General features: G+C 73.3%; 15 protein-coding genes. 10 read left to right on the top strand and 5 right to left on the bottom strand.

All coding sequences use genetic code 11. The features are described from left to right. Positions 1-51: 51 nt before the first annotated feature. Positions 52-1,005 carry an NmrA/HSCARG family protein gene (locus ACWEV0_RS21960; protein WP_453151062.1) on the top strand — a complete coding sequence of 318 codons (954 nt, stop codon included), beginning with the start codon at positions 52-54 and terminating at the stop codon, positions 1,003-1,005. A 222-nt stretch (positions 1,006-1,227) separates the two neighbouring features. On the opposite strand, the gene ACWEV0_RS21955 is transcribed toward ACWEV0_RS21960, so the two are convergent. After that, the gene (locus tag ACWEV0_RS21955; protein WP_453151061.1) at positions 1,228-2,499 is read right to left on the bottom strand and encodes an NAD(P)/FAD-dependent oxidoreductase; all 1,272 of its coding nucleotides are present in this window, start codon (positions 2,497-2,499) and stop codon (positions 1,228-1,230) included. Between the two features lie 270 nt (positions 2,500-2,769). Between ACWEV0_RS21955 and ACWEV0_RS21950 the strand changes: the two genes are divergently transcribed. The 3 genes from ACWEV0_RS21950 to mgtA are packed head-to-tail and all read left to right on the top strand — an operon-like array spanning position 2,770 to position 7,685. After that, positions 2,770-4,641 carry a CASTOR/POLLUX-related putative ion channel gene (locus tag ACWEV0_RS21950; protein ID WP_453151060.1) on the top strand — a complete coding sequence of 624 codons (1,872 nt, stop codon included), beginning with the start codon at positions 2,770-2,772 and terminating at the stop codon, positions 4,639-4,641. Positions 4,642-4,699: 58 nt separating this feature from the next. After that, positions 4,700-5,068 carry an ArsR/SmtB family transcription factor gene (locus ACWEV0_RS21945; protein ID WP_453151058.1) on the top strand — a complete coding sequence of 123 codons (369 nt, stop codon included), beginning with the start codon at positions 4,700-4,702 and terminating at the stop codon, positions 5,066-5,068. After that, a complete protein-coding gene (gene mgtA, locus ACWEV0_RS21940) occupies positions 5,052-7,685 on the top strand; it encodes a magnesium-translocating P-type ATPase (RefSeq protein WP_453151057.1) in 2,634 nt (877 codons plus the stop codon). The genes ACWEV0_RS21945 and mgtA overlap by 17 nt, the downstream gene beginning before the upstream one ends. On the opposite strand, the gene ACWEV0_RS21935 is transcribed toward mgtA, so the two are convergent. Both ACWEV0_RS21935 and ACWEV0_RS21930 read right to left on the bottom strand, forming a co-directional pair. Further along, positions 7,664-7,882, bottom strand: coding sequence for a hypothetical protein (locus tag ACWEV0_RS21935; RefSeq protein ID WP_453151056.1), 219 nt, complete (start codon positions 7,880-7,882; stop codon positions 7,664-7,666). The genes mgtA and ACWEV0_RS21935 overlap by 22 nt on opposite strands. 99 nt (positions 7,883-7,981) lie before the next feature. Then, positions 7,982-10,255 carry an RICIN domain-containing protein gene (locus ACWEV0_RS21930; RefSeq protein WP_453151055.1) on the bottom strand — a complete coding sequence of 758 codons (2,274 nt, stop codon included), beginning with the start codon at positions 10,253-10,255 and terminating at the stop codon, positions 7,982-7,984. A 191-nt stretch (positions 10,256-10,446) separates the two neighbouring features. Between ACWEV0_RS21930 and ACWEV0_RS21925 the strand changes: the two genes are divergently transcribed. Next, the gene (locus ACWEV0_RS21925; RefSeq protein WP_453151054.1) at positions 10,447-11,556 is read left to right on the top strand and encodes a LacI family DNA-binding transcriptional regulator; all 1,110 of its coding nucleotides are present in this window, start codon (positions 10,447-10,449) and stop codon (positions 11,554-11,556) included. Here the strand turns inward: ACWEV0_RS21925 and ACWEV0_RS21920 are convergent. Next, entirely contained in the window at positions 11,447-12,289 is an 843-nt protein-coding gene (locus tag ACWEV0_RS21920; RefSeq protein WP_453151053.1) for a bestrophin-like domain, read from the bottom strand. The genes ACWEV0_RS21925 and ACWEV0_RS21920 overlap by 110 nt on opposite strands. A 161-nt stretch (positions 12,290-12,450) precedes the next feature. Here ACWEV0_RS21920 and ACWEV0_RS21915 point away from each other — a divergent pair, with 161 nt between their 5' ends. The 5 genes from ACWEV0_RS21915 (at position 12,451) to helR (ending at position 21,188) form a co-directional block, all read left to right on the top strand. Beyond that, positions 12,451-13,812 carry an SMI1/KNR4 family protein gene (locus ACWEV0_RS21915; RefSeq protein ID WP_453151052.1) on the top strand — a complete coding sequence of 454 codons (1,362 nt, stop codon included), beginning with the start codon at positions 12,451-12,453 and terminating at the stop codon, positions 13,810-13,812. A 92-nt stretch (positions 13,813-13,904) separates the two neighbouring features. Continuing rightward, positions 13,905-15,722, top strand: a complete 1,818-nt coding sequence (locus ACWEV0_RS21910; protein WP_453151051.1) for a methylmalonyl-CoA mutase family protein — start codon at positions 13,905-13,907, stop codon at positions 15,720-15,722. Beyond that, positions 15,722-17,896, top strand: coding sequence for a methylmalonyl-CoA mutase (gene scpA / locus ACWEV0_RS21905; protein ID WP_453151050.1), 2,175 nt, complete (start codon positions 15,722-15,724; stop codon positions 17,894-17,896). Before ACWEV0_RS21910 ends, scpA begins: the two co-directional genes overlap by 1 nt. 4 nt (positions 17,897-17,900) lie before the next feature. After that, positions 17,901-18,887 (top strand): methylmalonyl Co-A mutase-associated GTPase MeaB, encoded by a 987-nt coding sequence (meaB, locus tag ACWEV0_RS21900; protein ID WP_453151048.1) that lies wholly within the window; start codon positions 17,901-17,903, stop codon positions 18,885-18,887. A gap of 120 nt (positions 18,888-19,007) precedes the next feature. Further along, entirely contained in the window at positions 19,008-21,188 is a 2,181-nt protein-coding gene (gene helR / locus ACWEV0_RS21895; RefSeq protein WP_453151047.1) for an RNA polymerase recycling motor ATPase HelR, read from the top strand. A gap of 76 nt (positions 21,189-21,264) precedes the next feature. Here helR and ACWEV0_RS21890 read toward each other — a convergent pair whose 3' ends face one another. After that, a complete protein-coding gene (locus ACWEV0_RS21890) occupies positions 21,265-22,818 on the bottom strand; it encodes an adenosine deaminase family protein (protein ID WP_453151091.1) in 1,554 nt (517 codons plus the stop codon). Between the last annotated feature and the right edge of the window lie 151 nt (positions 22,819-22,969).

Here is a 22,969-nt window from a genome sequence, read left to right as displayed (position 1 = left end):
CCGCGGAACCAGCGGGACCGGCTGCGCGCCGACGTGCGAGGCGAGCGAATCATGACCGACAAGAGGATCATCACGGTGATCGGTGCCACCGGGCGTCAGGGCGGTGGTCTCGTCAGGGCGGTCCTGGCCGATCGGGACGGGGACTTCGCGGTCCGTGCCGTCACACGGCACCCGGACTCCGACCCGGCGCAGGAGCTGAAGCGGCTGGGCGTGGAGGTCGTCCAGGCGGACATGGACGAGGAGGCCGGTCTGGCGCCGGCCTTCGAGCACGCGTACGGCGCGTTCGTGGTGACGAACTTCTGGGAGCACATGTCCGCCGAACGCGAGAAGACCCAGGCGCGGGCCGTGGCCCGGGCCGCCTCGCACGCGAGGGTGCAGCACGCGATCTGGTCCACGCTTGAGGACACCCGAGAGTGCGTTCCCCTCGACGACGAGCGGATGCCGACCCTCCAGGACCACTACAAGGTGCCCCACTTCGACGGCAAGGCGGAGGCGGACCACTACTTCACCGAGGAGGGCGTGCCGACGACGTTCCTGCGTACGACCTTCTACTGGGAGAACCTGTTCGGCTCCTTCGCCCCGGAGCGCGGCGAGGACGGCGTGCTCCGGCTCGCCTATCCGATGGGCGACCGGCGGCTCTCCGGCATCGCGGTCGAGGACATCGGCCGGACCGCCCTCGCCGTCCTCAAGCGCGGTACCGACCTCATAGCCGCCACCGTCAGCATCGCCGGCGAGCACCTCAAGGTGGCGGACATGGCCGCGGCGCTCACCGAGTCGGTCGGCGAACCCGTGAGCTACCGGCCGCTCACCCCCGACGAATGGCGGGCGCGGGGATTCCCCGGCGCCGACGAGACGGGAAACATGTTCCAGTACTACGCCGACTGCGAGCACCGTTTCACGGCGGCCCGGGACCTCACCGCCGTACGCGACCTCAACCCGGCCCTCCAGAACTTCGCGACCTGGCTGGCCGCACACCGCGAGAGGCTCCGCACCGCCTGGGCGTGACGCGTAAGCCCACACGCCCGGCGCGGCGCGGCGGCGCGGATGCCCGGGGCGCGGCGGGACAGCACGTACGACGATCGTGGCGGTGGCCACGGGAGAGGTCCCGCCGGTCAGGGCCGGAATCGTCTACTGCGCGGTGGTCCACGCCTGACGCGGGATCTTCGACGTTCGCCGCATGCGGGAGCGGACCGCGGCACCGGGACCTCGCGAGGCGGTCGAGGAGGTTCACGGCCGCGCCGGTGACGCGGCCGCCCCGCGATGCCTCGTGTTGACGGCCACGGCCCTGGCCAGCGCGACCGGGTTCAGGAAACGCATCGGACCGATCAGGCGGGACGCGAACAGGTACATGTGCCGCGCCATCGCCTCGTCGCGTGCCGCCGCCGAGAACATCAGCCGCTCGCCCGGGTTGAACGGGCGGGCCTTCGCGGCGAATTCGACGGCCACGGACTGGTGGCCGCGCAGCCGGCGCCGGTGGGTGCGGGCGTACGCGGCGAGGGACCGGTCGAGGTCGCCGCGGCCGGTCGCGGCCGCGGCGACCGCCTGCGCCAGCCACTGCGCGGACTGCAGCGCCCAACCGCAGCCCACTCCCCACAGGGGATCGCCGGTCAGGGCCGCGTCGCCGATCAGTGCGAGGCCGGGCGCGGTCGGCCGGCGGGTGACGAGCGGGTAGTCGACCGCGCCGATGATCTTCGAGACGCGCTCGGCGGAGTCGATGGGCGGCGCATCGGGCAGGGCGCGGACGAACTCGCGGAAGCTGCCCTCCAGGTCCTCCCGGAAGGCCGGCAGCCGCTTCTTGTCCGGGAGCACGGCGAGGACCGTCACCCCGTCGTCGTTCGGGAAGGCGTACGCCATGTCGGGTTCGAGGAACCAGGTCTGGCCGACACCGCCGGGCAGCGGGAGATCCCGGAAGTGCGCGAGATAGCCGAACCGCGCGTTCTCGTGCGTCCGCGTCGGCACCTCGGCGAACTTCGCCACGGCCGAGTCCTTGCCGTCGGCGCCGACCACCAGCCGGGCCCGGATCTCGCGCTCGCCCTCCGGGCCCGCCGCCCGCAGGCCCACGGCGCGTCCGCCCTCCCGGACCAGACCGGTCACCCGGTGGCCGAGGAGCAGCTCGACGCCGGGTGTCCGCGCCGCCAGGGACCTGATCAGCGGATCGAGGGTGCTGCGCCGGACGTTGTACGCGTAGGGCAGCTCGGGTCCCGCCTTCGCGGCGTGCGGCTCGATCCACCCCCAACGCGTCCACCAGCGCGCCTCGTTGCGGACCGCGCCCGCCTTCTCGAGCGCCGGCACGAGGCCGAGTTCGTCGAGAACCGGGTAGGCGTTGGCCGTGATGGAGTGGGTGCACAGCACCTTGTACGCCTCGGGGTCCGAGCGGCGTTCGAGCAGTGCGACGCGGACACCGCGGCGCGCGAGCAGGATCGCCGCGGCACTGCCGGCGAGACTCGCTCCGCTGATGACGACGTCGTAGTCGTGTCCCGTGCTCTCAGGCCTGGTCATGCGCTGATCGCCCCCCCCTGTGGGTGTGGTGCGGATGAGTTCGACTCCGTGCGTGCAGAGCCAACTGCTGTCAGGGGCATGACTATTTGTCAAGAGCGGTGGCCGGTACGGCATGGCACTCGTGACTCCGGCGCGGCGCTGCTGGTGGGAACGGGCACCCCGGCCGCGCGACCGGAACCGGGCCACGCGGCCCGGCCCGATGCCCTGTCCGACCCCGGTGGGAGAATGATCGCCGGGATCCATGACGGCACTCACGGGGGAGGATCGGCGGTGCGCGACAGGCTGCGGACCCGGTTTCGGTACTGGTTCGACGGGACGATGGACCGCGGCACACCCGCGCTGATCAGCTGGCTGGCACTGGCCTCGCTGCTGCTCATCACGCTCGTGTCCACGCTGGTCGTGGCGTTCACGGACACCGACGCCGAGGACAACGGCGGCTGGCTCGGCGTCGCGTGGATGAGCCTGCTGCGCACGCTCGACGCCGGCACCATGGGCGGCGACACCGGCGGCCCCGTCTTCCTCGGACTGATGCTGGCCGTGACGATCGGCGGCATCTTCATCGTCAGCGCGCTCATCGGTGTGCTGACCACCGGCCTCAACCAGAAGATCGACCAATTGCGCAAGGGACGCTCGCAGTTGATCGAGCGCGGGCACACCATCGTGCTCGGCTGGTCGGACCAGGTCTTCACCGTGGTCGCCGAGCTGGTCGAGGCCAACCAGAGCGAGCGGCGCTCGTGCGTGGTGATCCTCGCCGACCGCGACAAGGTTGCCATGGAGGACGCGATCCGGGCGCGGATCCCGGACACCGGCAGCACCCGGGTCATCTGCCGCTCCGGCAATCCGCTCGTGCGGACCGACCTCGAACTGGTCAGCCCGGACACCGCGAAGTCGGTCATGGTGCTGCCGTCCGTGGGCCACGACCGGGACGTCGAGGTCATCAAGATCCTGCTGCTCCTGCACAGCCGTGCGTGGCGGGGCGCCCGCCCGCACATCGTGGCCGCCGTGCACGACTCGGAGAACCTCGCGGCGGCCCGGCTCGCCGCGGGCGAGGGCGCGCTCGTCATCGACGCCGAGGACATCGCCGTACGCCTCATCGCCCAGGCCCACCGGCAGACCGGCCTGTCCGGCGTCTTCAACGAGCTGCTGAGCTTCGTCGGCAACGAGTTCTACCTCCGCGCCGAACCGGCCCTCGTCGGCAGGACGTACGGGGAGGCCCTGCACGCCTTCGAGATCGGAGCGCCGGCCGGGCTGCGCCGGAGCGGCGGGGAGGTGCTGGTCAACCCGGCCATGGACACCGTCGTCCAGGCCGGCGACCAGCTCCTCGTGATCGCGGAGGACGACCTGCTGATCCGGCCCGCCCGGACCCGCCCCCGGGTCGTCGAGGAGGCGATCACCTCGGCGCCCGCCCAGCCGCCCGCCCTCGACCGCACCCTGCTCATCGGCGAGAACTCCCGCACGGCCAAGCTCGTCACCCTGCTCGACAGCTTCGTGCAGCCCGGCTCCACCCTCGACATAGCGGCGCCGCGCCGGCCGGAGACCGCGCTCGACCAGCCGGTGACGAACCTGACGGTGGGCTACAAGTACTGCGAGCCGACCCGCCGGTCCTCGCTCGAAGCCCTCGATCTGGGCGGCTACCGGCACATCGTCGTCCTCTCCGACGACACCGTCGCGCCCGGCCCCGCCGACGACCGGACGCTCGTCACCCTGCTCCACCTGCGCGACATCGAGGACGCGCTGGGCGACCCGTACTCGATCGTCACGGAGATGAACGACGACGCCAACCGCGAGGTCGCCCAGGTCACCAAGGCCGACGACTTCATCGTCAGCACCAAGGTGATCAGCCTGCTGCTCACCCAACTGACCGAGAACCGCGCCCTGTACGACGTCTTCGCCGACCTCTTCAACCCGGAGGGCTCCGAGATCTACCTCAAGCCGGCGTCCGACTACGTCGTGCCGGGGGCCGAGGCCAACTTCGCCACGGTCGTCGAGGCGGCGCGGCGCGAGGGCGAGACGGCGATCGGCTACCGCCTCGCCCGGCACAGCGAGGAGCCGCCCACGTACGGCATCTTCCTCAACCCGTCGAAGACCGCCCCGCTGGTCCTCGGCCCGCAGGACGCGGTGGTCGTCCTCGCCGAGCAGTAGGCGGAACGTCCCCCCGTAGAATTGGGTCTTCGATCCGGGCCGGAAGAGGAGCGCAGTGGTGGCGGCAGTCGCGGGCAGGTTCGCGGACGGAGCCGCGGACGGAGCCGCCGATCCTCCGGCCGAGGTGCTCGCGGCGGCCGCGGCCGCCTTCGGACTGCTCTCCTCGCCCGCGCGGCTGCACATCGTGTGGGCGCTGGCGCAGGGCGAGAGCGATGTGACGGGGCTGGCGGAACGCGTGGGCGGCGCGCTGCCGGCCGTCAGCCAGCACCTGACCAAGCTGAAACTGGCGGGCCTGGTCGGCTCCCGGCGCGAGGGCCGGCGGCAGGTCTACTACGTGGACGATCCCGACGTGGTGGCGGTGGTACGGGTGATGGTGGGCCAGCTCAGCGCCCGCACACCGGTACGGCGCCATGGCACCGGTGCCTGAGACGACCGCACCGGCCCCGGCACCCGAAGCGCTCACCTCACTCACCGCGCTCCAGCTGCTGCGCCGGCTCGACAGCGGACCTCGCGGCCTGACCGACGAGGAGGCCGAGCGGCGGCTCGCCCGGCACGGGGAGAACGTGCTGCCCGCCTTACGTCCCTTGTCCCGGCCGCGGCGCTTCCTGCGCGCGCTGCGAGACCCGTTCACCGCGGTGCTGCTCTGCCTGGGCCTGATATCGACGGCCGTGGCCGCGTGGGGCACCGGCGGCGTGATCCTCGCCCTGGTCGTGGTCAGCTGTCTGCTGCGCTCGACCGGCGAGCACCGGGCGGACCGGGCCATGGCCGCGCTGCGCGAGTCGGTGGCCGCGACCGCGACCGTGCTGCGCCGCCCGGCGCCCGACGGGCCGGCGCCGCCGCCCCGGGAGGTCCCGGCGACGGAGCTGGTGCCGGGCGACGTCGTCCGGCTCGGCCCCGGCGACCTGGTGCCCGCCGACGTGCGGCTCCTGCGCGCGAGCGGCCTGCGCGTCCACGAGGCGGCGCTCACCGGCGAGTCGGCGCCCGTCGCCAAGCATCCGCTCGACGCGCCGGACGGCGCCGGCCCGAGCCCCTTCGACCGGCCGCACCTGTGTTTCCTCGGCAGCAGCGTGGCGTACGGCAGCGCGACCGCCGTGGTCGTCGCCACCGGCGCCCGCACCCGCTTCGCCTCCGCGCACGGGCACGGGCACGGGCAGGAGCGAACCGCCGGGCGGCGCCGGGACAGTGCCTTCGAGCAGGCGGTGCACGGCATCTCCTGGACCCTGATCCGCTTCATGCTGCTCACCCCGCCGCTCGTGCTCATGGCCGGCGCCGCGCTGCACGGACGCGGCCTGGAGACGCTGCCCTTCGCGGTGGCGGTGGCGGTCGGGCTGACGCCGGAGATGCTGCCGGTCGTGGTGACGACCGTGCTCGCCCGGGGCGCCGCCCGGCTCGCCCGCGGCCACAAGGTGATCGTGAAGCGGCTGCCCGCGCTGCACGACCTCGGCGCCGTCGACACGCTCTGCCTGGACAAGACCGGCACCCTCACCCAGGACCGGCCGGTCGTCGTGCGGGCGGTGGACGCGCACGGCCGGGACGCACCCGAGGTGCTGCGCTGGGCCGGCGTCAACGCCTGGTGGACGCTCCAGCTCGCCGAACTGCCCGCTCCCGACGCCCTCGACGAGGCGGTCCTCGACGCCGCCGATGCCGTCGCGGGCGGTGAAGTGCCGCCGGACGACCCGCTCGACGACTGCGACGGCGTGGCCGCGCTGCCCTTCGATCCGGTACGGCGCCTGGCGACCGCCGTCGTCCGCCGGCCGGGCCGGCTCGGCACGGACACCCTGGTGGTCAAGGGCGCCGTGGAGCAGGTGCTCGACCGGTGCGCCCTGGACGGGGCCGAGCGCGAGCGCCTGCTCGCGGTGGCCGCGCGCGAGGCGGACACGGGAGCCCGGCTGCTCGCGGTGGCGCTCGCCGACCGTCCGGCCCGCCGCCGGGAGTACACACCGGCCGACGAGCGGGGCCTCGCCTTCCTGGGGTTCGTCGTGCTGCGCGACGCCCTCGCCCCGACCGCGGCCGCGGCGCTCGGCAGTCTCGCCGAGCGGGGCGTCGCGGTGCGGATCCTGACCGGCGACCATCCGGGCACCGCGGCCCACACCTGCCGTGAACTCGGCCTCGATCCGGGCCGGGTGCTCACCGCCGGGGACATCGACCGGCTCGACGACGCCGAGCTCGCCGAGGCCGTCGGCCGTACGACCGTCTTCGCGCGCTGCGCCCCCGAGCACAAGGCGCGGATCGTCGGCGCCCTGCGCGCGGCGGGCCAGGTGACCGGGTTCCTCGGCGACGGCGCCAACGACGTGCCCGCCCTGCACGCGGCGGACGTCGGCATCTGTCCGAGGGGCGCCGTCGACGTCGTACGGGAGACCGCGGACGTGGTCCTCGCCGAGAAGGACCTGGCGGCGGTCGACCACGCGGTCGCGGCGGGCCGGTTCTGCGGCGCGAACATCGCCACGTACCTGCGCGTCACCCTGTCGTCGAACCTCGGCAACGTCATCGCGATGCTCGCGGCGGCGCTGCTGCTGCCGTTCCTGCCGATGCTGCCGGCCCAGGTCCTGGTGCAGAACCTGTGCTTCGACGCCGCCCAGCTCGCCTTCGCCTACGACCGCCCCGCCCCGGCCGCGCTGCGGCGCCCGGTCCGGCTGCGGCACCGCGGCTTCCTGCGTTTCATCACGGGCTTCGGACTGCTCAACGCGGTCGCGGACGTGGCCACCTTCGCGGTGCTCGTCATCGGCACCTGGGCGTCGGACCGGGCCCAGGAGCTCTTCCACGCGGGCTGGTTCACGGAGAACCTGCTCACCCAGGCCCTGGTCATGGTGCTGCTGCGCGGCGCCCGCGGCGACGGCGCCCCGCCCGGCCCGGTCCGCCGCGCGGCGGCCGCCCTCGCGGCGGTCGGACTCGTGCTGCCCCTGACCCCGCTCGGGCCGCTGCTGGCCATGGCACCGCTGCCGTCGCCGTCCTACGTGCTGCTCGCCGCCGTCCTCGCGCCGTACACCGTGGCACTGCTCGTCGCGCGCCGCCGCGCGGCCCCTCACGGGCTGGCGGGGTCGTAGCCGTAGCGGGGCGGTCCGTCCGCCGGGTCCGGGTCGAGCCGGTAGACGTGCAGGGCGTCGACCCGTACCGCGGCGACGGCGGTCTCGTCGACCGCGCAGGGATAGGTCACGAGCAGCATGCGCGGCCGGCCGTTCACCGTCACGCGCAGGCCGCTCGCGGGACCGCCGACGAGCAGCGCGTTCTCCTGGTCCGTCATGTCATCCACCCCACGTTGCGATTTCAGAGCTTGCGCAACTATTGAACTATCATGGGGCACTGCGCGGACGGCACGACGGACGAACCGGAGAACTGACCGTCAGCCGAGCGTCCACTGCTGCAACGCGCTGCCCGTGTCCGGCTGTTGGGTGACCAGGGCCCCGTTCGCGGTCGACGCCGTGGTCAGGAGCAGGCCGCTCTTCACCGAGGCGAGGGCGTAGGCGCCGGAGGACAGCCGGGTGACGGTCCAGCGCTGGTTGGTGCCGCCGTGGCAGGGCCACTGGATGACGCGGGCACCGGCGGTGGTGGAGCCGCCGTCGATGTCGGCGCACAGTCCGGAGGCGCCGTTCCTGAGCTCGTAGGTGCCGTCGGGCTGCTGGGTGAAGGTCCACTTCTGGTTCGCGCCGGCGTTCGCGTTCCAGGTGATGAGCTGGGTGCCGTCGGCCGTGCTGCTGTTCGGGTCGTCGAGCGCCTTGCCGCCGGTGGTGAGGGTGTGCACGCCGTTCAGGTTGGTGGTGGCCGTGCCGGTCACCGTCAGCGTGAGGGCCTGCTCCCCCGCCGTACGACTGCCGCCCACCGGGTTGCCGGTGCTGTTGGTCCAGTTGCGCACGGGCGTGGTCTCGGCGGTGCGTGCGGTGTCGGCGGAGAGGCCGACGACGAGGCCGCTGTAGCGGTTGACGAGCTTGTACGTGCCCGTGGCGGCGTTGTCCACCGGCGACGCTCCCCGGACGACGAACCACTCCTGGCCCACGGTGGAGCCGCCCGCGCCCGCCGGGCCGACCGTCGGCTTCGCGCCCCAGGCGCGGCCGCCGGTGCCGGAGGCGTCGACGCCGAGCAGCTGCCCGCTGACGGCGTTGGCGATGCGGTAGGAGCCGTCGCCCTTTGCGGTGAAGGTCCAGGACTCGAGGGCCGAGCCGGTGGCGGCGGGCAGCGAGGTGGTGGCCGGGCTGCCGGTGGCGGCCTGGGCGAGGACGCGGCCGTCGGCGTTGGCGATGCGGTAGGTCTTGGTGGTGTCGACGGGCGCGGCGGGCGCGCTGGTGTCGATGCTCAGGTTGACGTACTCGCTGCTGGAGCCGCCGGAGCAGCCGAAGGAGCAGTACGCGCGGAAGTTCCGGCCGGTGATCCCGGACCCGGTCCGGTTGCCGCTGTCGAGGAACCAGCGGTACCAGGAGGCCGTCCGGTAGCTGCCGGTGTCGCCGAGCCTGAACCACTTCTGGGTGGTGAGGTCGTCGGTGGCGTAGAGCTCCTGCGGCGCGTTGCCGCTCTGGTCGACGGCCTGCGGCTCGCCGATGTAGAGCCCGAGGTACGCGTTGTACGTGATGTCCATGACGAACAGCGGGGACGTCGGGGGCGTCAGGCCGGCGGCGACCTGCTGGCTGACCGTGCCGGCGTTGGCGGGGTCGTACTCCTTGGCCGTCGGCACGTACCCCGTGGTGCTGTTCGCGCCGACCGGCACCATGGTGCTCTCGCGGCCGCCGACGCCGGGCTGGGTCCAGGCGCCGCCGTACCACTTCTGCCAGGAGCCGCGGGCCATCTTCGAGGAGATCGGGGAGCGGGCGACATGGCCGTAGAACGCGGCCCAGCCGCCGCCCTTGTTCACGATCCGGGAGCCGTAGAAGGCGTAGAAGTAGCCGGAGGCGGTGTCGACGAAGAGCCGCGGGTCGCCGGTGCCGTAGTGGTACGTCTGCTGCGGGAAGGCGGTGGTGTCGCCGCGCCTGGTGCTGTACGGCGAGGTGATGACGTGGTCCTTGACGGTCCAGGTGCGGCCCTGGTCGGTGGAGACGGCGTAGTCGATGCCGTCGTAGTGGACGCCGTCGCCGAAGGGCTGCGGGGTGAACTCGTTGTGGACGAGGCCGTACCAGTCGCCGGTGTCCGGGTCGACCCAGACTCCGGCGAGGTCACAGTAGTTGCGGTGGGCGTAGCCGCTGCCGGCGGGCGCCTGGGTGGACTCGACGCCGGTGGGGCTGTTGTTGCAGCGCCATGTGGTGTCGTTGTTGCGGTCGTTCGAGTTGGCCGGGTCGACCGCGTCGCTGATCGCGCCGGACCGGGCGGCGGTGTCGATGGTGGCGCCGGTGAAGAAGTTCCACTGGCGTGAGTCGTTCGCGCCGTACAGGGCGTGGGACTGCTGGAAGTAGAAGGTGCCGTCCTTGTCGACGTAGGGGGCGGCGGGGGTGTCGTCGGGGTGGGTCCAGGAGCCCTTGGCGCCCACGGTGACGGTGTACGTGGCGGTGTTCGCCGCGGCGTTCGCGGCGCCGGGGGACGCGGCCGTGGCGGACGACGGCGTGGCGAGTGTGCCGCCGGCCGTGAGGGCGAGCGCCGCGGCGGCGAGCGCGCCGGTCAGTCTGCCCGCGAATGTGCTGCGCGGAGTTGTCACGAGTACTCCCTGTCGGAGGGGTGTTCGAAGTCGTGCGGGTCACGCGGCGCCGTTGGTGGCACGGACCCTAGGGGTTCTTTGACCGGTAAAACAAGGGGCGGGACGACCTTGACCGCCGCATCGGGCCGGGCTACGTTGCGAGCCTTACGCGAGCGGTTCGACGTTCGACGGGGGAGGACGGGGGGCGCGCCATGGTGACCATGCAGGACGTGGCGGAGCGCGCCGGCGTCACCAAGCAGACGGTGTCCAACGTCGTGACCGGGCGCGTCGGCGTCCGCCCGGCCACCGAGGCGCGGGTCCGCGCCGCGATCGCCGAACTCGGTTACGTACCGAACCTCGTCGCCCGCTCACTGGCGACGGGCAGCACCCGCACGGTCGGCCTGTTCGTGCCGACCGTCTCGACGCCGTTCTACGCGGAGTTGGTCGAGGAGGTCGAGGACGCCCTGGAGGAGCGCGGCCACCACCTGCTCCTGTGCACCACGCGGCTCGACGGGGAGCGGGCCCGCCGGCATCTGGCGAGCCTCACCAGCCGCTCCGTCGACGGCCTCCTGATCGCCGGCGACCAGGGCCTGACGGGCCATCTGCCGCTGCTGGCCGGCGCCCGTTTCCCGGTGGTGCTGTGCGCGTGGGAGGCGGCGCTGCCCGCGGGGTTCCCGGTCGTCACCTTCGACTACACGCACGGCGGACGCCTGGCCGGCCGCCATCTGCGCGGGCTCGGCCACGAGCGCGTGGCGGTCCTCGCCAGCCCCGCGCACACCGTGCGGGTGGAGGGCTTCCGGCGGGCGTTCGCCGAGGACGGCGTCGCCGTGCCCGACAGCGCCGTCCACACCGCCGCGGCTCCCACCTTCCAGGGCGGCCTCGCGGCGGCCCGCGCGGCCCTGCGCGCGGCCCCGGACACGACGGCCCTCTTCGCCACCCACGACGTCCTCGCGGCCGCTGCCGTGGAGGCCGCCCGCGCGGCGGGGCTGCGCGTGCCGCACGACCTGTCCGTGGTGGCCTACGACGACACGCCCGAGGGCCCGCTGTCCCGGTCACCGCTGACGAGCGTGGTGCTGCCGAAGCGTCAGATGGCCCGCCAGGCGGTGGAGTCGCTCCTGCGGGCGACCACGTCCGGAGCATCGACGGGGCCCGAACAGCGTCTGCTCCTGCCCGAGTTGCTCCCCGGCGACAGCACGGCCGCCGCGCCCCGGATCACCGGTGCGCGGGCTTCCCGGCCACCGTCCCCGTCCCCGCGCCCGTCTGCGCCGGATCCCAGTAGCGGGCCAGCGCTCCCTCCTTGTACGGCGCCGGACTCACGCTGAGGTCGCCGGCGAACGGCCGGTCGAGGACCACGACCAGGAGCAGGCTGAAGCCGATGAGGCCGGCGACCGAGGCGACGAAGAGCAGCTGGATCCGCAGCTTGCGCATGCCGTAGAGGAAGGTGAGCGGGATCAGCACGATCGCGCCGCCGAACGCCAGGATCTGCAGCAGCGGCGGGAGTTCCTGCTCGGCCATGTTCAGCCGGGCCCGCCGCTGCCCCGCGACGTCGTTGAGGTGGCCGACGGCCTGCTCGTAGAACACCTCCTCCCGCGGCCCCTTCGGGTCGTACCCCTGCAGCACCTCGAAGGCGTTCACCAGATGGCTCTCCGTGGCCCCGTAACTCGGCTGCCCGTCCCGCATCCTGGGCCACTGCTGGTCCACCACCGCGTGCACGTAACCACTCAGCGCGCCGTCCAGCCGGTCACGCACCGGAGCCGGGAAGGCAGCGCCGTCCCGGGCGATGAGAGCGACGTCGGTCGCCTCGGTGGCGACGATCGTCTGCGTGCTGTCCAGCTGCGTCCAGAGCGTGACGATGACGAACGCGAGGATGATCCCGTAGATCGCCCCGAACATCCCCAGCGTCACCCCGACCATGTCGTTGTGCTCCCCCTGCGCCAGCGACGGGTACCGCCGCCGGAGCAACAGGCTGCCGACGACGGCGAGGACGACGGTCGCACCGACGGTGCAGACCGCCAGGGTGAAGGTGCTGAAGTGGTTGAGCAGCCAGAGGGACATGTGGCCGGAGTCTAGGTACGCGGAACCCGCGTGGAGCGCTCCCGTGGGCTCCTGGCGGCCGCCGATCACCCGCCCGAGTGGGTGAGGGACCGCGAGGTTGCCAGAGCACGCGCATTCCCGCCGGTCGTCCCACTGTCACCGGCTCCGCGTACGGTCTGCGCATGGTTGATCAGAGTCCCGCTTCGTCAGCGCTACACGCCTTCGCGACCTGGGAGCCCGTGCTGCGGCTCATGCTGGGTGACGACACTGAGCGGCGTGCCGGCCGGCCGGCCCGGGTGGCGGGGCGCGTGAGCCGGTACGGATGGAGTCTTGCCCATCGGGGAAGCATGTCGGCGACGGCGCGGACCGCGGTGCGGGAGATACAGCGGGCGCTCGCGCGCGGCGGAGCCGAGGAGGTCGCCTTCCGGGCGGAGGTCCGGCCGGACGGCGGGACGATGCTCGGGCTGGTCTGGCCGAGCCCGGTGGTGGAACCGGCGGTCGGCTACCCGGACCTGGGGGTACTCGTCCTGGTCGACGGCGCTGTTCCCGAGCCCTGGCTCCGTCGTCCCGATCCGGTGCCCGGGGCGGTGCCCGCGCCGTCGGCGGATCCGGAGTTGCTGGAGCGGACGCTCCGCGAGCGGCTGCCCGGCGCTGTCGGTGTGACGGAGGAGGAGATCGCCGCCGCCGAGGCACGCCTGGGTGTGACGCTGTCCGAGGAGCTCAAGGTGCTCTACCGGGTGGCGCGGGTGGACTGGGGCGACGACTTCGACGCGGCGAACCTCGTCGAAGATGCGGTCGGCTGCGAACTCTCAGGCCTGGACGACTTGTTCAGCATCGATGGAGCGCTCCGTCACTCCCGCTGGGGCTTCTGCGCGAGGCGGGCGGTCAGCGCCGGACCCGACGCCCCGGTACAGGCGCTGGCCGGCTCACCCGGCTGGATCGGCTTCGGGAGCAACGGCGGTGACACGTTCGCGGTCGACCTGACACCCGGTCCCGGCGGACACCTCGGGCAGGTCATCCTGGTCGACCACGAGCAGAGCCTCGGCGCCGAACTCGTCGCCGACTCCCTCACCGACTTCGTGCTGGGCCGGCTGCGGGAGGAAGGCCCTGGCAGCCGCCGGGACCAGCAGCCGGCCGTGGCCAGGGTCGGCACCGGAGGTCTGGCGAGCGTCGAGGCCGCCGCGCATCCCGCCCTGGAGGTGCTGACCGTCGCAGCCCCGGACGGTGACGGCGCGCCGTTCCGTCTCGCGCCCGTCGCCGGGCTGCCCCGCCTGCGCACGCTGACCGCCTCGCCCGGCGCGCTGGCCGACCCCCTTGAGGTCGCCGGCCTCACCGGTCTTGAGTTCCTGGAGCTCGGCGCGGGAGAGTGGCGCGCTCTCCTGGACGCCGGAGCCGTCCCACGCGGTCTGAAGGCCGCCGCCATCGCGGAGCGGGGACGAGACCACCTGCCGGTCGTGGACCTCGCCGACGAGATCCTGGCACTCTGGGGCCGTCCCGGGATCGCCCGGACGCTCCTCGACGGGGACCTCGGCCCCGTGGCCTGACCGTATGCACGGAGTGCGGCGCGCAATCAAGGAGGTCAAGGTCACAGTTGATCGGCGTGCTGCTCCTTTGTGCATCTGGCTAGCATCCGGACATGACTGTGCTGCCTGACGACGGCCTTTCGCTGGCCGCCGACTTCCCCGCAGCGACCCATGCGCAGTGGCAGCGCCTCGTGGCGGGCGTGCTGAGCAGGTCGGGCAGGGACGTCCCCGAGAGCGAGGCCGAAGAGGCGCTGGCGAGCGCCCTGGAGGACGGGCTGAGTGCCCGGCCGCTGTACACGGCCGGGGACGCGGCGCCGGACGCCGGGCTGCCCGGATTCGCCCCGTTCGTACGGGCTGGGCGGCCCGAGGGCAACACCGCCGGCGGCTGGGACGTGCGGCAGCGGCACGCCGTCGCCGACGGCGAGGCCGTGCTCACGGACCTGGAGAACGGCGTCACGTCCCTGTGGCTGGCCGTCGGCTCCGGCGGGATCCCCGTCGGTGAGCTGGACCGGGCGCTGCAGGGCGTGTACCTGGACCTGGCGCCGGTCGTCCTGGAGGCCGGAGCCGAGACCGCCGCCGCGGCCGAGGAGCTGTTCGGCCTCTGCGAGCGGCGCGGGGTGGCCCCCGAGGCCGCCCGGGGCAACCTCGGCGCCGATCCGCTCGGCACCGAGGCGCGGACCGGCTCGGCGTACGACGGCGACACCTTCGCCGCCACCGTCGCGCTGGCCCGGCTGAGCGCCGAGTCGTACCCGGGGCTGCGCGCCCTGACCGTGGACGCCCTGCCGTACCACGAGGCCGGCGGCTCGGCCGCGCAGGAGCTGGGCTGCTCGCTCGCCACCGGCGTGGCGTACCTCCGGGCGCTCACGGACGGCGGGCTGAGCGTCGAACGGGCCCTGGGGCAGCTGGAGTTCCGGTACGCGGCGACCGCCGACCAGTTCCTCACGATCGCCAAGCTGCGCGCCGCGCGCCGGCTGTGGGCGCGGGTCGCGGAGGCCTGCGGCGCTCCGGCGGCCGGGGCGCAGCTCCAGCACGCCGTGACCTCGCCCGTCATGATGACGGCCCGGGACCCGTGGGTGAACATGCTGCGGACCACGGTCGCCACGCTGGCCGCCGGGGTCGGCGGCGCCGAGTCGGTCACCGTCCACCCCTTCGACCACGCGCTCGGCCTGCCGGACGCGTTCGCGCGCCGGATCGCCCGCAACACCTCCACGATCCTCGTCGACGAGTCGCACCTCGCCCGGGTGATCGACCCGGCCGGCGGCTCCTGGTACGTGGAGCGGATGACCGACGAACTCGCCCAGTCCGCCTGGGAGTTCTTCCAGGAGATCGAGCGGGCGGGCGGCCAGGCGGCCGCGCTGCGCTCGGGCCGGGTCGGCGCGCGGCTCGCCGCGACCTGGGAGGCGCGCACCAAGCAGCTCGCCAAGCGCCGCGAACCGGTCACCGGTGTCAGCGAGTTCCCGCACCTCGGCGAGAAGCCGGTGGTCCGTGAGCCCGCGCCCGCCGCGCCGGCCGGCGGCCTCCCCCGCGTCCGCCGCGACGAGGCGTACGAGGCGCTGCGCGCCCGCTCCGACGCCCATCTCGCCGCGACCGGCGCCCGCCCGCGCGTCTACCTCGCCGCGCTCGGCTCCGCCGCCGCGCACACCGCCCGGCTCACCTTCGCCGCCAACCTCTTCCAGGCGGGCGGCATCGAGCCCGTCACCGAGGGCTCCTTCGCGGACAGCGGCGCCACCGAGGCGTGCCTGTGCTCCAGCGACGCCCTGTACGAGGACCGCGCCGAGACCGAGGCCGCCGCGCTGCGGGCCGCCGGGGCCGGGCACGTGTCGCTGGCCGGCCGCCCGGCCTCGTACACCGGTGTCGACTCGTACGTCTTCGCGGGGTGCGACGCCGTCGCCGTCCTCTCCGCCGCCCTCGACCGCATGGGAGTGTCGTGATGGGAATCCCCGACTTCACCGGGATCGGCCTCGGGTCTCCCTCCGCGGCGGGCAGCGCCGAGGAGTGGCGGGCCGCGCTCAAGCGGGCGTCCGGCGGGGACGACCTGCTGTGGGAGACGCCCGAGGGCATCGCGGTCAAGCCGCTCTACACGAGCCGCGACCTGGAGGACGTGGACTTCCTCGGGACGTACCCGGGCGTCGCGCCGTATCTGCGCGGCCCGTACCCGACGATGTACGTCAACCAGCCGTGGACGATCCGGCAGTACGCGGGCTTCTCCACCGCCGAGGAGTCCAACGCCTTCTACCGGCGCAACCTGGCGGCGGGCCAGAAGGGCCTGTCGGTCGCCTTCGACCTGCCGACGCACCGCGGTTACGACAGCGACCACCCGCGCGTCACGGGCGACGTCGGCATGGCGGGCGTGGCGATCGACTCGATCTACGACATGCGCCAGCTCTTCGACGGCATCCCGCTGGACAGGATGTCGGTGTCGATGACGATGAACGGCGCGGTGCTGCCCGTGCTCGCGCTCTACATCGTGGCGGCGGAGGAGCAGGGCGTCTCCGCCGACAAGCTCGCCGGGACCATCCAGAACGACATCCTCAAGGAGTTCATGGTCCGCAACACCTACATCTACCCGCCGAAGCCGTCGATGCGGATCATCTCCGACATCTTCGCCTTCACCTCGCGGAACATGCCCCGCTACAACTCGATCTCCATCTCCGGCTACCACATCCAGGAGGCGGGCGCGACGGCCGACCTGGAGCTGGCGTACACCCTCGCCGACGGTGTCGAGTACCTGCGGGCCGGGCGCGAAGCGGGCCTGGACGTCGACGCGTTCGCGCCGCGCCTGTCGTTCTTCTGGGCGATCGGCATGAACTTCTTCATGGAGATCGCCAAGCTGCGGGCGGCCCGGCTGCTCTGGGCCAAGCTGGTGAAGCAGTTCGACCCGAAGAACCCCAAGTCCCTTTCGCTTCGCACCCATTCGCAGACCTCCGGCTGGTCGCTCACCGCCCAGGACGTCTTCAACAACGTCACCCGCACCTGCGTGGAGGCGATGGCGGCCACCCAGGGCCACACCCAGTCGCTGCACACCAACGCCCTCGACGAGGCGCTCGCCCTGCCGACGGACTTCTCCGCGCGCATCGCCCGCAACACCCAGCTGCTCATCCAGCAGGAGTCGGGCACGACCCGGACCATCGACCCGTGGGGCGGCAGCGCGTACGTGGAGCGGCTCACGTACGACCTGGCGCGCCGGGCCTGGCAGCACATCCAGGAGGTCGAGGCGGCCGGCGGGATGGCGCAGGCCATCGACGCGGGCATCCCGAAGCTGCGCGTCGAGGAGGCCGCGGCCCGTACCCAGGCCCGCATCGACTCGGGGAGGCAGCCGGTCATCGGCGTGAACAAGTACCGCGTCGACGGCGACGAGCAGATCGAGGTGCTGAAGGTAGACAACTCCTCCGTGCGCGCCCAGCAGGTCGACAAGCTGCGCCGGCTGCGCGCCGAGCGCGACGAACGCGCCTGCCAGGACGCGCTCGACGACCTCACCCGGGCCGCCGGCGGCGAGGGCAACCTGCTCGAACTGGCCGTGCGCGCGGCCCGCGCGAAGGCCACGGTGGGCGAGATCTCGGACGCCCTGGAGAAGGTGTACGGGCGGCACGCGGCGCAGATCCGTACGATCTCCGGCGTGTACCGGAACGAGACAGGCGCGTCCCCGAACGTGGACGACACCCGGGCCCTGGTGGACGCCTTCGCGGAGGCCGAGGGCCGGCGGCCCCGCATCCTGGTCGCCAAGATGGGCCAGGACGGGCACGACCGCGGCCAGAAGGTGGTCTCGACCGCCTTCGCCGACCTGGGCTTCGACGTCGACGTCGGCCCGCTCTTCCAGACGCCGGCCGAGGTGGCCCGGCAGGCCGTCGAGGCGGACGTCCACATCGTGGGCGTCAACTCCCTCGCGGCCGGTCACCTCACGCTCGTCCCCGCGCTGCGGGACGAGCTGGCCGCGGAGGGCCGGGAGGACATCATGATCGTGGTCGGCGGGGTCATCCCGCCCCAGGACGTGCCGGTCCTGCTGGAGATGGGCGCCGCCGCGGTCTTCCCGCCCGGCACGGTCATCCCGGACGCGGCCGCGGATCTGGTGCGCCGGCTGGCGGCGGACCTGGGGCACGACGCCTGATCCCATGGCCATCGACATCGACACGTACGAGAAGGGTGTACGGGACGGCAAGCGCGCCCTCGTGGCGCGCGCCATCACCCTCGTGGAGTCCACCCGGCCCCAGCACCGGGTGCTCGCCCAGGAGTTGCTGACCCGGCTGCTGCCGTACGGCGGCCGGGCCCGGCGGATCGGGATCAGCGGCGTGCCCGGCGTCGGCAAGTCGACCTTCATCGACGCCTTCGGCACCATGCTGACCGGCCTCGGGCACCGGGTCGCGGTCCTCGCCGTCGACCCGTCCTCCACCCGCACCGGCGGCTCGATCCTCGGCGACAAGACCAGGATGGAACGGCTCGCGGTGGATCCGGCCGCCTTCGTGCGGCCCTCCCCCAGCGCCGGCACGCTCGGCGGCGTCGCCAAGGCGACCCGCGAGTCCATCGTGGTGATGGAGGCCGCCGGGTACGACGTGATCCTCGTCGAGACGGTCGGCGTCGGGCAGTCGGAGACGGCCGTGGCCGACATGGTCGACACCTTCCTGCTGCTCACGCTCGCCCGGACCGGCGACCAGCTGCAGGGCATCAAGAAGGGCGTCCTGGAGCTCGCGGACGTGGTCGCCGTGAACAAGGCGGACGGCGCGCACGCGCCCGACGCCCGCGCCGCCGCCCGCGAACTGGCGGGCGCGCTGCGGCTGATGCACGGACGGGACGCCATCTGGACGCCGCCGGTGCTCAGTTGCAGCGCCCGCGAGTCGACCGGGCTCGACGAGGTGTGGGCGCGGTTGGAGCAGCACCGTACGCTGCTCGACGCGACCGGCCGGCTCGCCGCCCGGCGCCGGGAGCAGCAGGTCGACTGGACCTGGCAGATGGTCCGCGACGAGCTGCTCGCGCGGCTCCACGCCGATCCGGCCGTACGGGCGCTCACGCCGGAGGTGGAGCGGCAAGTGCGGGACGGGGAGCTGACGGCGACGCTCGCGGCGGAGCGGATCCTGGGGGCGTTCGGGGACCGGCGGCCGTAGCCGGGTGCGAGCGCGACAACACGAAGGGCGAGAACGGTCCACCGTTCCTCGCCCTTCTCAACGTATAGCGCATGGGGGGCCTTGCCGCAAGGCCCCCCTCGTGGCTCAGAATCAACGACCATGACCGCCCTCACCAGCGTTTTCGCCCTGTCCGACGACCTCTCCGCCAAGAACGACCCGGCTCTGATCGCCGCCGACGAGAAGCACTTCGCCGCCGTCGCGGACAGCCTGGAGCAGGCCGTCGCCGAGCTGTCCGAGCAGCTCGACGTCCTGCGCCGGGCGCCGGGCGGCAGCGGCCGGGAGGCGCTGGAGCGGGACCAGCAGATCCACCGGGTCTCCGCCCGGCTGCGCACCCTGCGCCGCTTCGGCCTCGACCTGTGCCTCGGGCGCGTGGTCGGCGCGGACGGCGGCGAGCCCGTCTACATCGGTCGGCTCGGGCTCACCGACAGCGCCGGGCGCCGGCTGCTGCTCGACTGGCGCGCGCCGGCCGCCGAGCCGTTCTTCGCCGCGACCCACGCCCAGCCGTCGGGCCTGGCCAGCCGCCGCCGGTACCGCTGGACCCGGGGGCGGATCACCGACTACTGGGACGAGGTGTTCACCGCCGAGGGCCTCGAAGGGCATGCCGCCCTCGACGACCAGTCGGCCTTCATCGCGAGCCTCGGCGGGAACCGCTCGGCGAAGATGCGGGACGTGCTCGCCACCATCCAGTCCGACCAGGACGCGATCATCCGGGCCGGCTCGCGCGGCGCCCTGGTCGTCGACGGCGGCCCCGGCACGGGCAAGACGGTGGTCGCGCTGCACCGCTCGGCGTACCTGCTCTACTCCGACCCGCGGCTCGGCCACCGGCGCGGCGGCGTGCTGTTCGTCGGCCCGCACCAGCCCTATCTGGACTACGTCTCCGACGTCCTGCCGAGCCTCGGCGAGGAGGGCGTGCGGACCTGCACGGTGCGCGACCTCGTACCGGAGGGCGCGGAGGCGGCGCCGGAGAGCGATCCGGACCTGGCCCGGCTGAAGGCGGACGCGCGGATGGTGCACGCGATCGAGGTGGGCGTGCGGTTCTACGAGGAGCCGCCGACCGAGGCGGTCACGGTCAGCACCCCGTGGTCCGACGTGCGGGTGACCGCCGAGGACTGGGCGGAGGCGTTCGGGGCGCCGGAGCCGGGCACCCCGCACAACGAGGCGCGCGAGCGGATCTGGGAGGAGCTGGGCACGATCCTGCTCGACAAGATCGGCCTCGCCGGGCCCGACGTGGAGGTGCCGGAGGCGCTGTTCCGCAGGGCGCTGCGCGCCGACCGCGAGCTGGTCGGCACCCTCCACGCCGCGTGGCCGATCCTCGATCCGCGCGACCTGGTGGGCGACCTGTGGTCCGTACCCGCGTATCTGCGGCTGTGCGCGCCGTGGCTCGGCCCCGACGCCGTTCGCAAGCTGCAGCGCGCGCAGCCGCACGCCTGGACGGTGTCGGACCTGCCGCTCCTGGACGCGGCGCGGCAGCGGCTCGGCGACCCGCAGGCGGGGCAGCGGCAGCGCCGGCGCGCGGCGGCCCTCGCCGCGCAGCGCGAGCAGATGGCGAAGGTCGTCGACAACCTGATCCAGGCCGTCGCCTCCTCCGGCGCCGACGGTGACGACGGCGAGGGCCTGGTGACCATGCTGCGCGGGGAGGACGCGAAGGTCAGCCTGGTCGACGACTCCGAGCTGCCGGACGCCGAGCGCGACCTGCTCGCGGGCCCGTTCGCGCACATCGTCGTCGACGAGGCGCAGGAACTCACCGACGCCGAATGGCAGATGCTGCTCCTGCGCTGCCCGTCCCGCAGCTTCACCGTCGTGGGCGACCGCGCTCAGGCCCGGCACGGCTTCACGGAGTCGTGGCGGGAGCGGCTCGACCGGGTCGGCTTCGACCGGATCGAGGTGGCCTCGCTCGGCATCAACTACCGCACACCGGAAGAGGTCATGGCGGAGGCCGAGCCGGCCATCCGGGCCGCGCTCCCCGACGCGAACGTGCCCACTTCCGTACGCAGCAGCGGCATCCCGGTGGCGCACGGCCCGGTCACCGACCTGGACGCGGTGCTCGACGGCTGGCTCGCGGAGCACGCCGAGGGCGTCGCCTGTGTCATCGGCGCACCGGACTTCCGGGAGCGGGCGCGGGTCCGGTCGCTGACGCCGGAGCTGTCGAAGGGCCTGGAGTTCGACCTGGTGGTGCTCGTCGACCCGGAGCGGTTCGGCACGGGGATCGAGGGTGCGGTGGACCGGTACGTGGCGATGACGCGGGCCACGCAGCGGCTGGTCGTGCTCACCAGCGCGTGATCCCGGCGCCGTGACGACGAACCCCGCCCCCGGCGCGGCCGGGGGCGGGGTCGGCGGGGCTCAACGGGTCAACGGGTCAACGGCGGAGCGACTGCTCGAAGCGGTCGAACGCGCCCTCCTGGCGCCACTGGACGCGCGCCTTGGGGCTGGCGTCGAGCAGACGGCGGCAGGCGGGCCGGGGGTTCCCGGTGCCGGGACGGTCGGCGCGGCAGACGCCGGCGACGCGGTAGCCGTCACGGGTCGGGTTGCCCTGCCACAGGCTCGTACCGGGCAGGAAGGAGTACTCCAGGGAGGCCCGGGCCAGGTCCTTCAGGTCGCGGTAGCCGAGGCGGTACGTCTCGGAGGCGTACCGGTACTCGTGGGTGATGTCGATCCGCGAGACGCCGGGGTCGTCGGTGGCGAGGACGACCGGGACGCCGTAGGAGCGGTACGTCTCGAAGGGGTGGTCGGCGCCCTTGACGCCCAGGATCTGGGCGTTGCTGGTGAACGGCACCTCGACGGCGGTCTCGCGGTCGGCCATGGTGGCGGCGGTCTGCTGCCAGCCGTGCTCGTGGACGAGGTCGACGCCGTGTCCGATGCGCTCGGCTCCGGCCACGTTCACGGCCTCGCCGATGTGGAAGGTGAGGTCCTCGGGCTTGACCAGGCCGGGCCACAACTCGCCCGCGTGCAGGGTGACATGCGCCTTGGGGTAGACCCCGCGAAGGTACTGCAGCATCCGCATCTGGAGGCTGTAGTTCTTCAGGGAGCTGTCCCAGTCCTCGGGCTGGACGAGGTTGACGGCGACGAAGCGCGGGTCGCGCTCGGCCAGCCGCATGCCGAGCGCCATCTGCGTGAAGACCCGCTCGTTGGAACTGCCGCGCGAGACCTGGGAGATCCAGCGCACGGTCAGGCCACAGGCCGGGGACGGGCGGTCGGAGCCGCAGTGCGCGGCGGTACGGAACTCGGCGTCGCCGTCGTCGGCCTCCTTGCTCGCGTCGGCCACGAGCCTGTCGAGCTTGCCGCCGGCGACGAGCTTGTCGTGCAGCCTGGCGAGGTCGGCGTCCCAGCCGACCTCGGCGGCCAGCTTCTTCGCGCCGTCGGAGGCCGGGCTGACCATGGTCTCCAGATAGAACTGGTTCTGCCTGGCCACGTCCTCGGCGACGGAGGCGAGCAGCTTGCCGCGGTTGCGCCAGGTCACCTCGCCGAACTTGCCGAAGGTGTCGAAGAAGTGGTCGTGGCCGTTGCCGCCGGCCGGGAAGTCCTGCATGGACCACTCCCGCACGATCGCGTCGCGGAAGGCGCGGTCGGTGCGGGCGTCGGCGGCCGGACGGGTGCCCGGTCCGCACGGCGGTGCGACGGCCGTCATCGTGGTGGTGTCAATGCAGAGCCCGTCCTCGGCGGCGAGCTCGACGAGGTACTCGGTGGACACCGCGCCGGACAGGTGGTTGTGCAGCTCACCGCCCTTGGGCAGCGCGGCGAAGAACCGCTGCAGCGCGGCCGGATCGTCGCGGATCGCGGCGAGCCGGGCCGAGGCCAGGGCCTCGCCGGGTGTGGCGGGCGGTCCGGCGGGGCCCTTCGGGGCCGGAGGCGCGGCGGGCGCGGTCGGCAGGGCGGCGGCGGCCTGGGCGGGCAGGAGGCAGAGGGCCGCCAGAGTGGCGGCGAGGCCGGCCGAGCGGCGCGTGGCACGCCGGGCGGACGGTTGGTCTAAGACGTCGTTTCTTTTGGCTGTATGTGCTGACACCAGCCCGGAGGTCTTTCAGTGCGGTATGAGAACCTCCGGGCATGAGCTACGACCTTGCTGT

The sequence above is a fragment of the Streptomyces sp. NPDC003943 genome (assembly GCF_053605265.1).
This window is presented reverse-complemented; position numbering and strand designations above follow the sequence as displayed.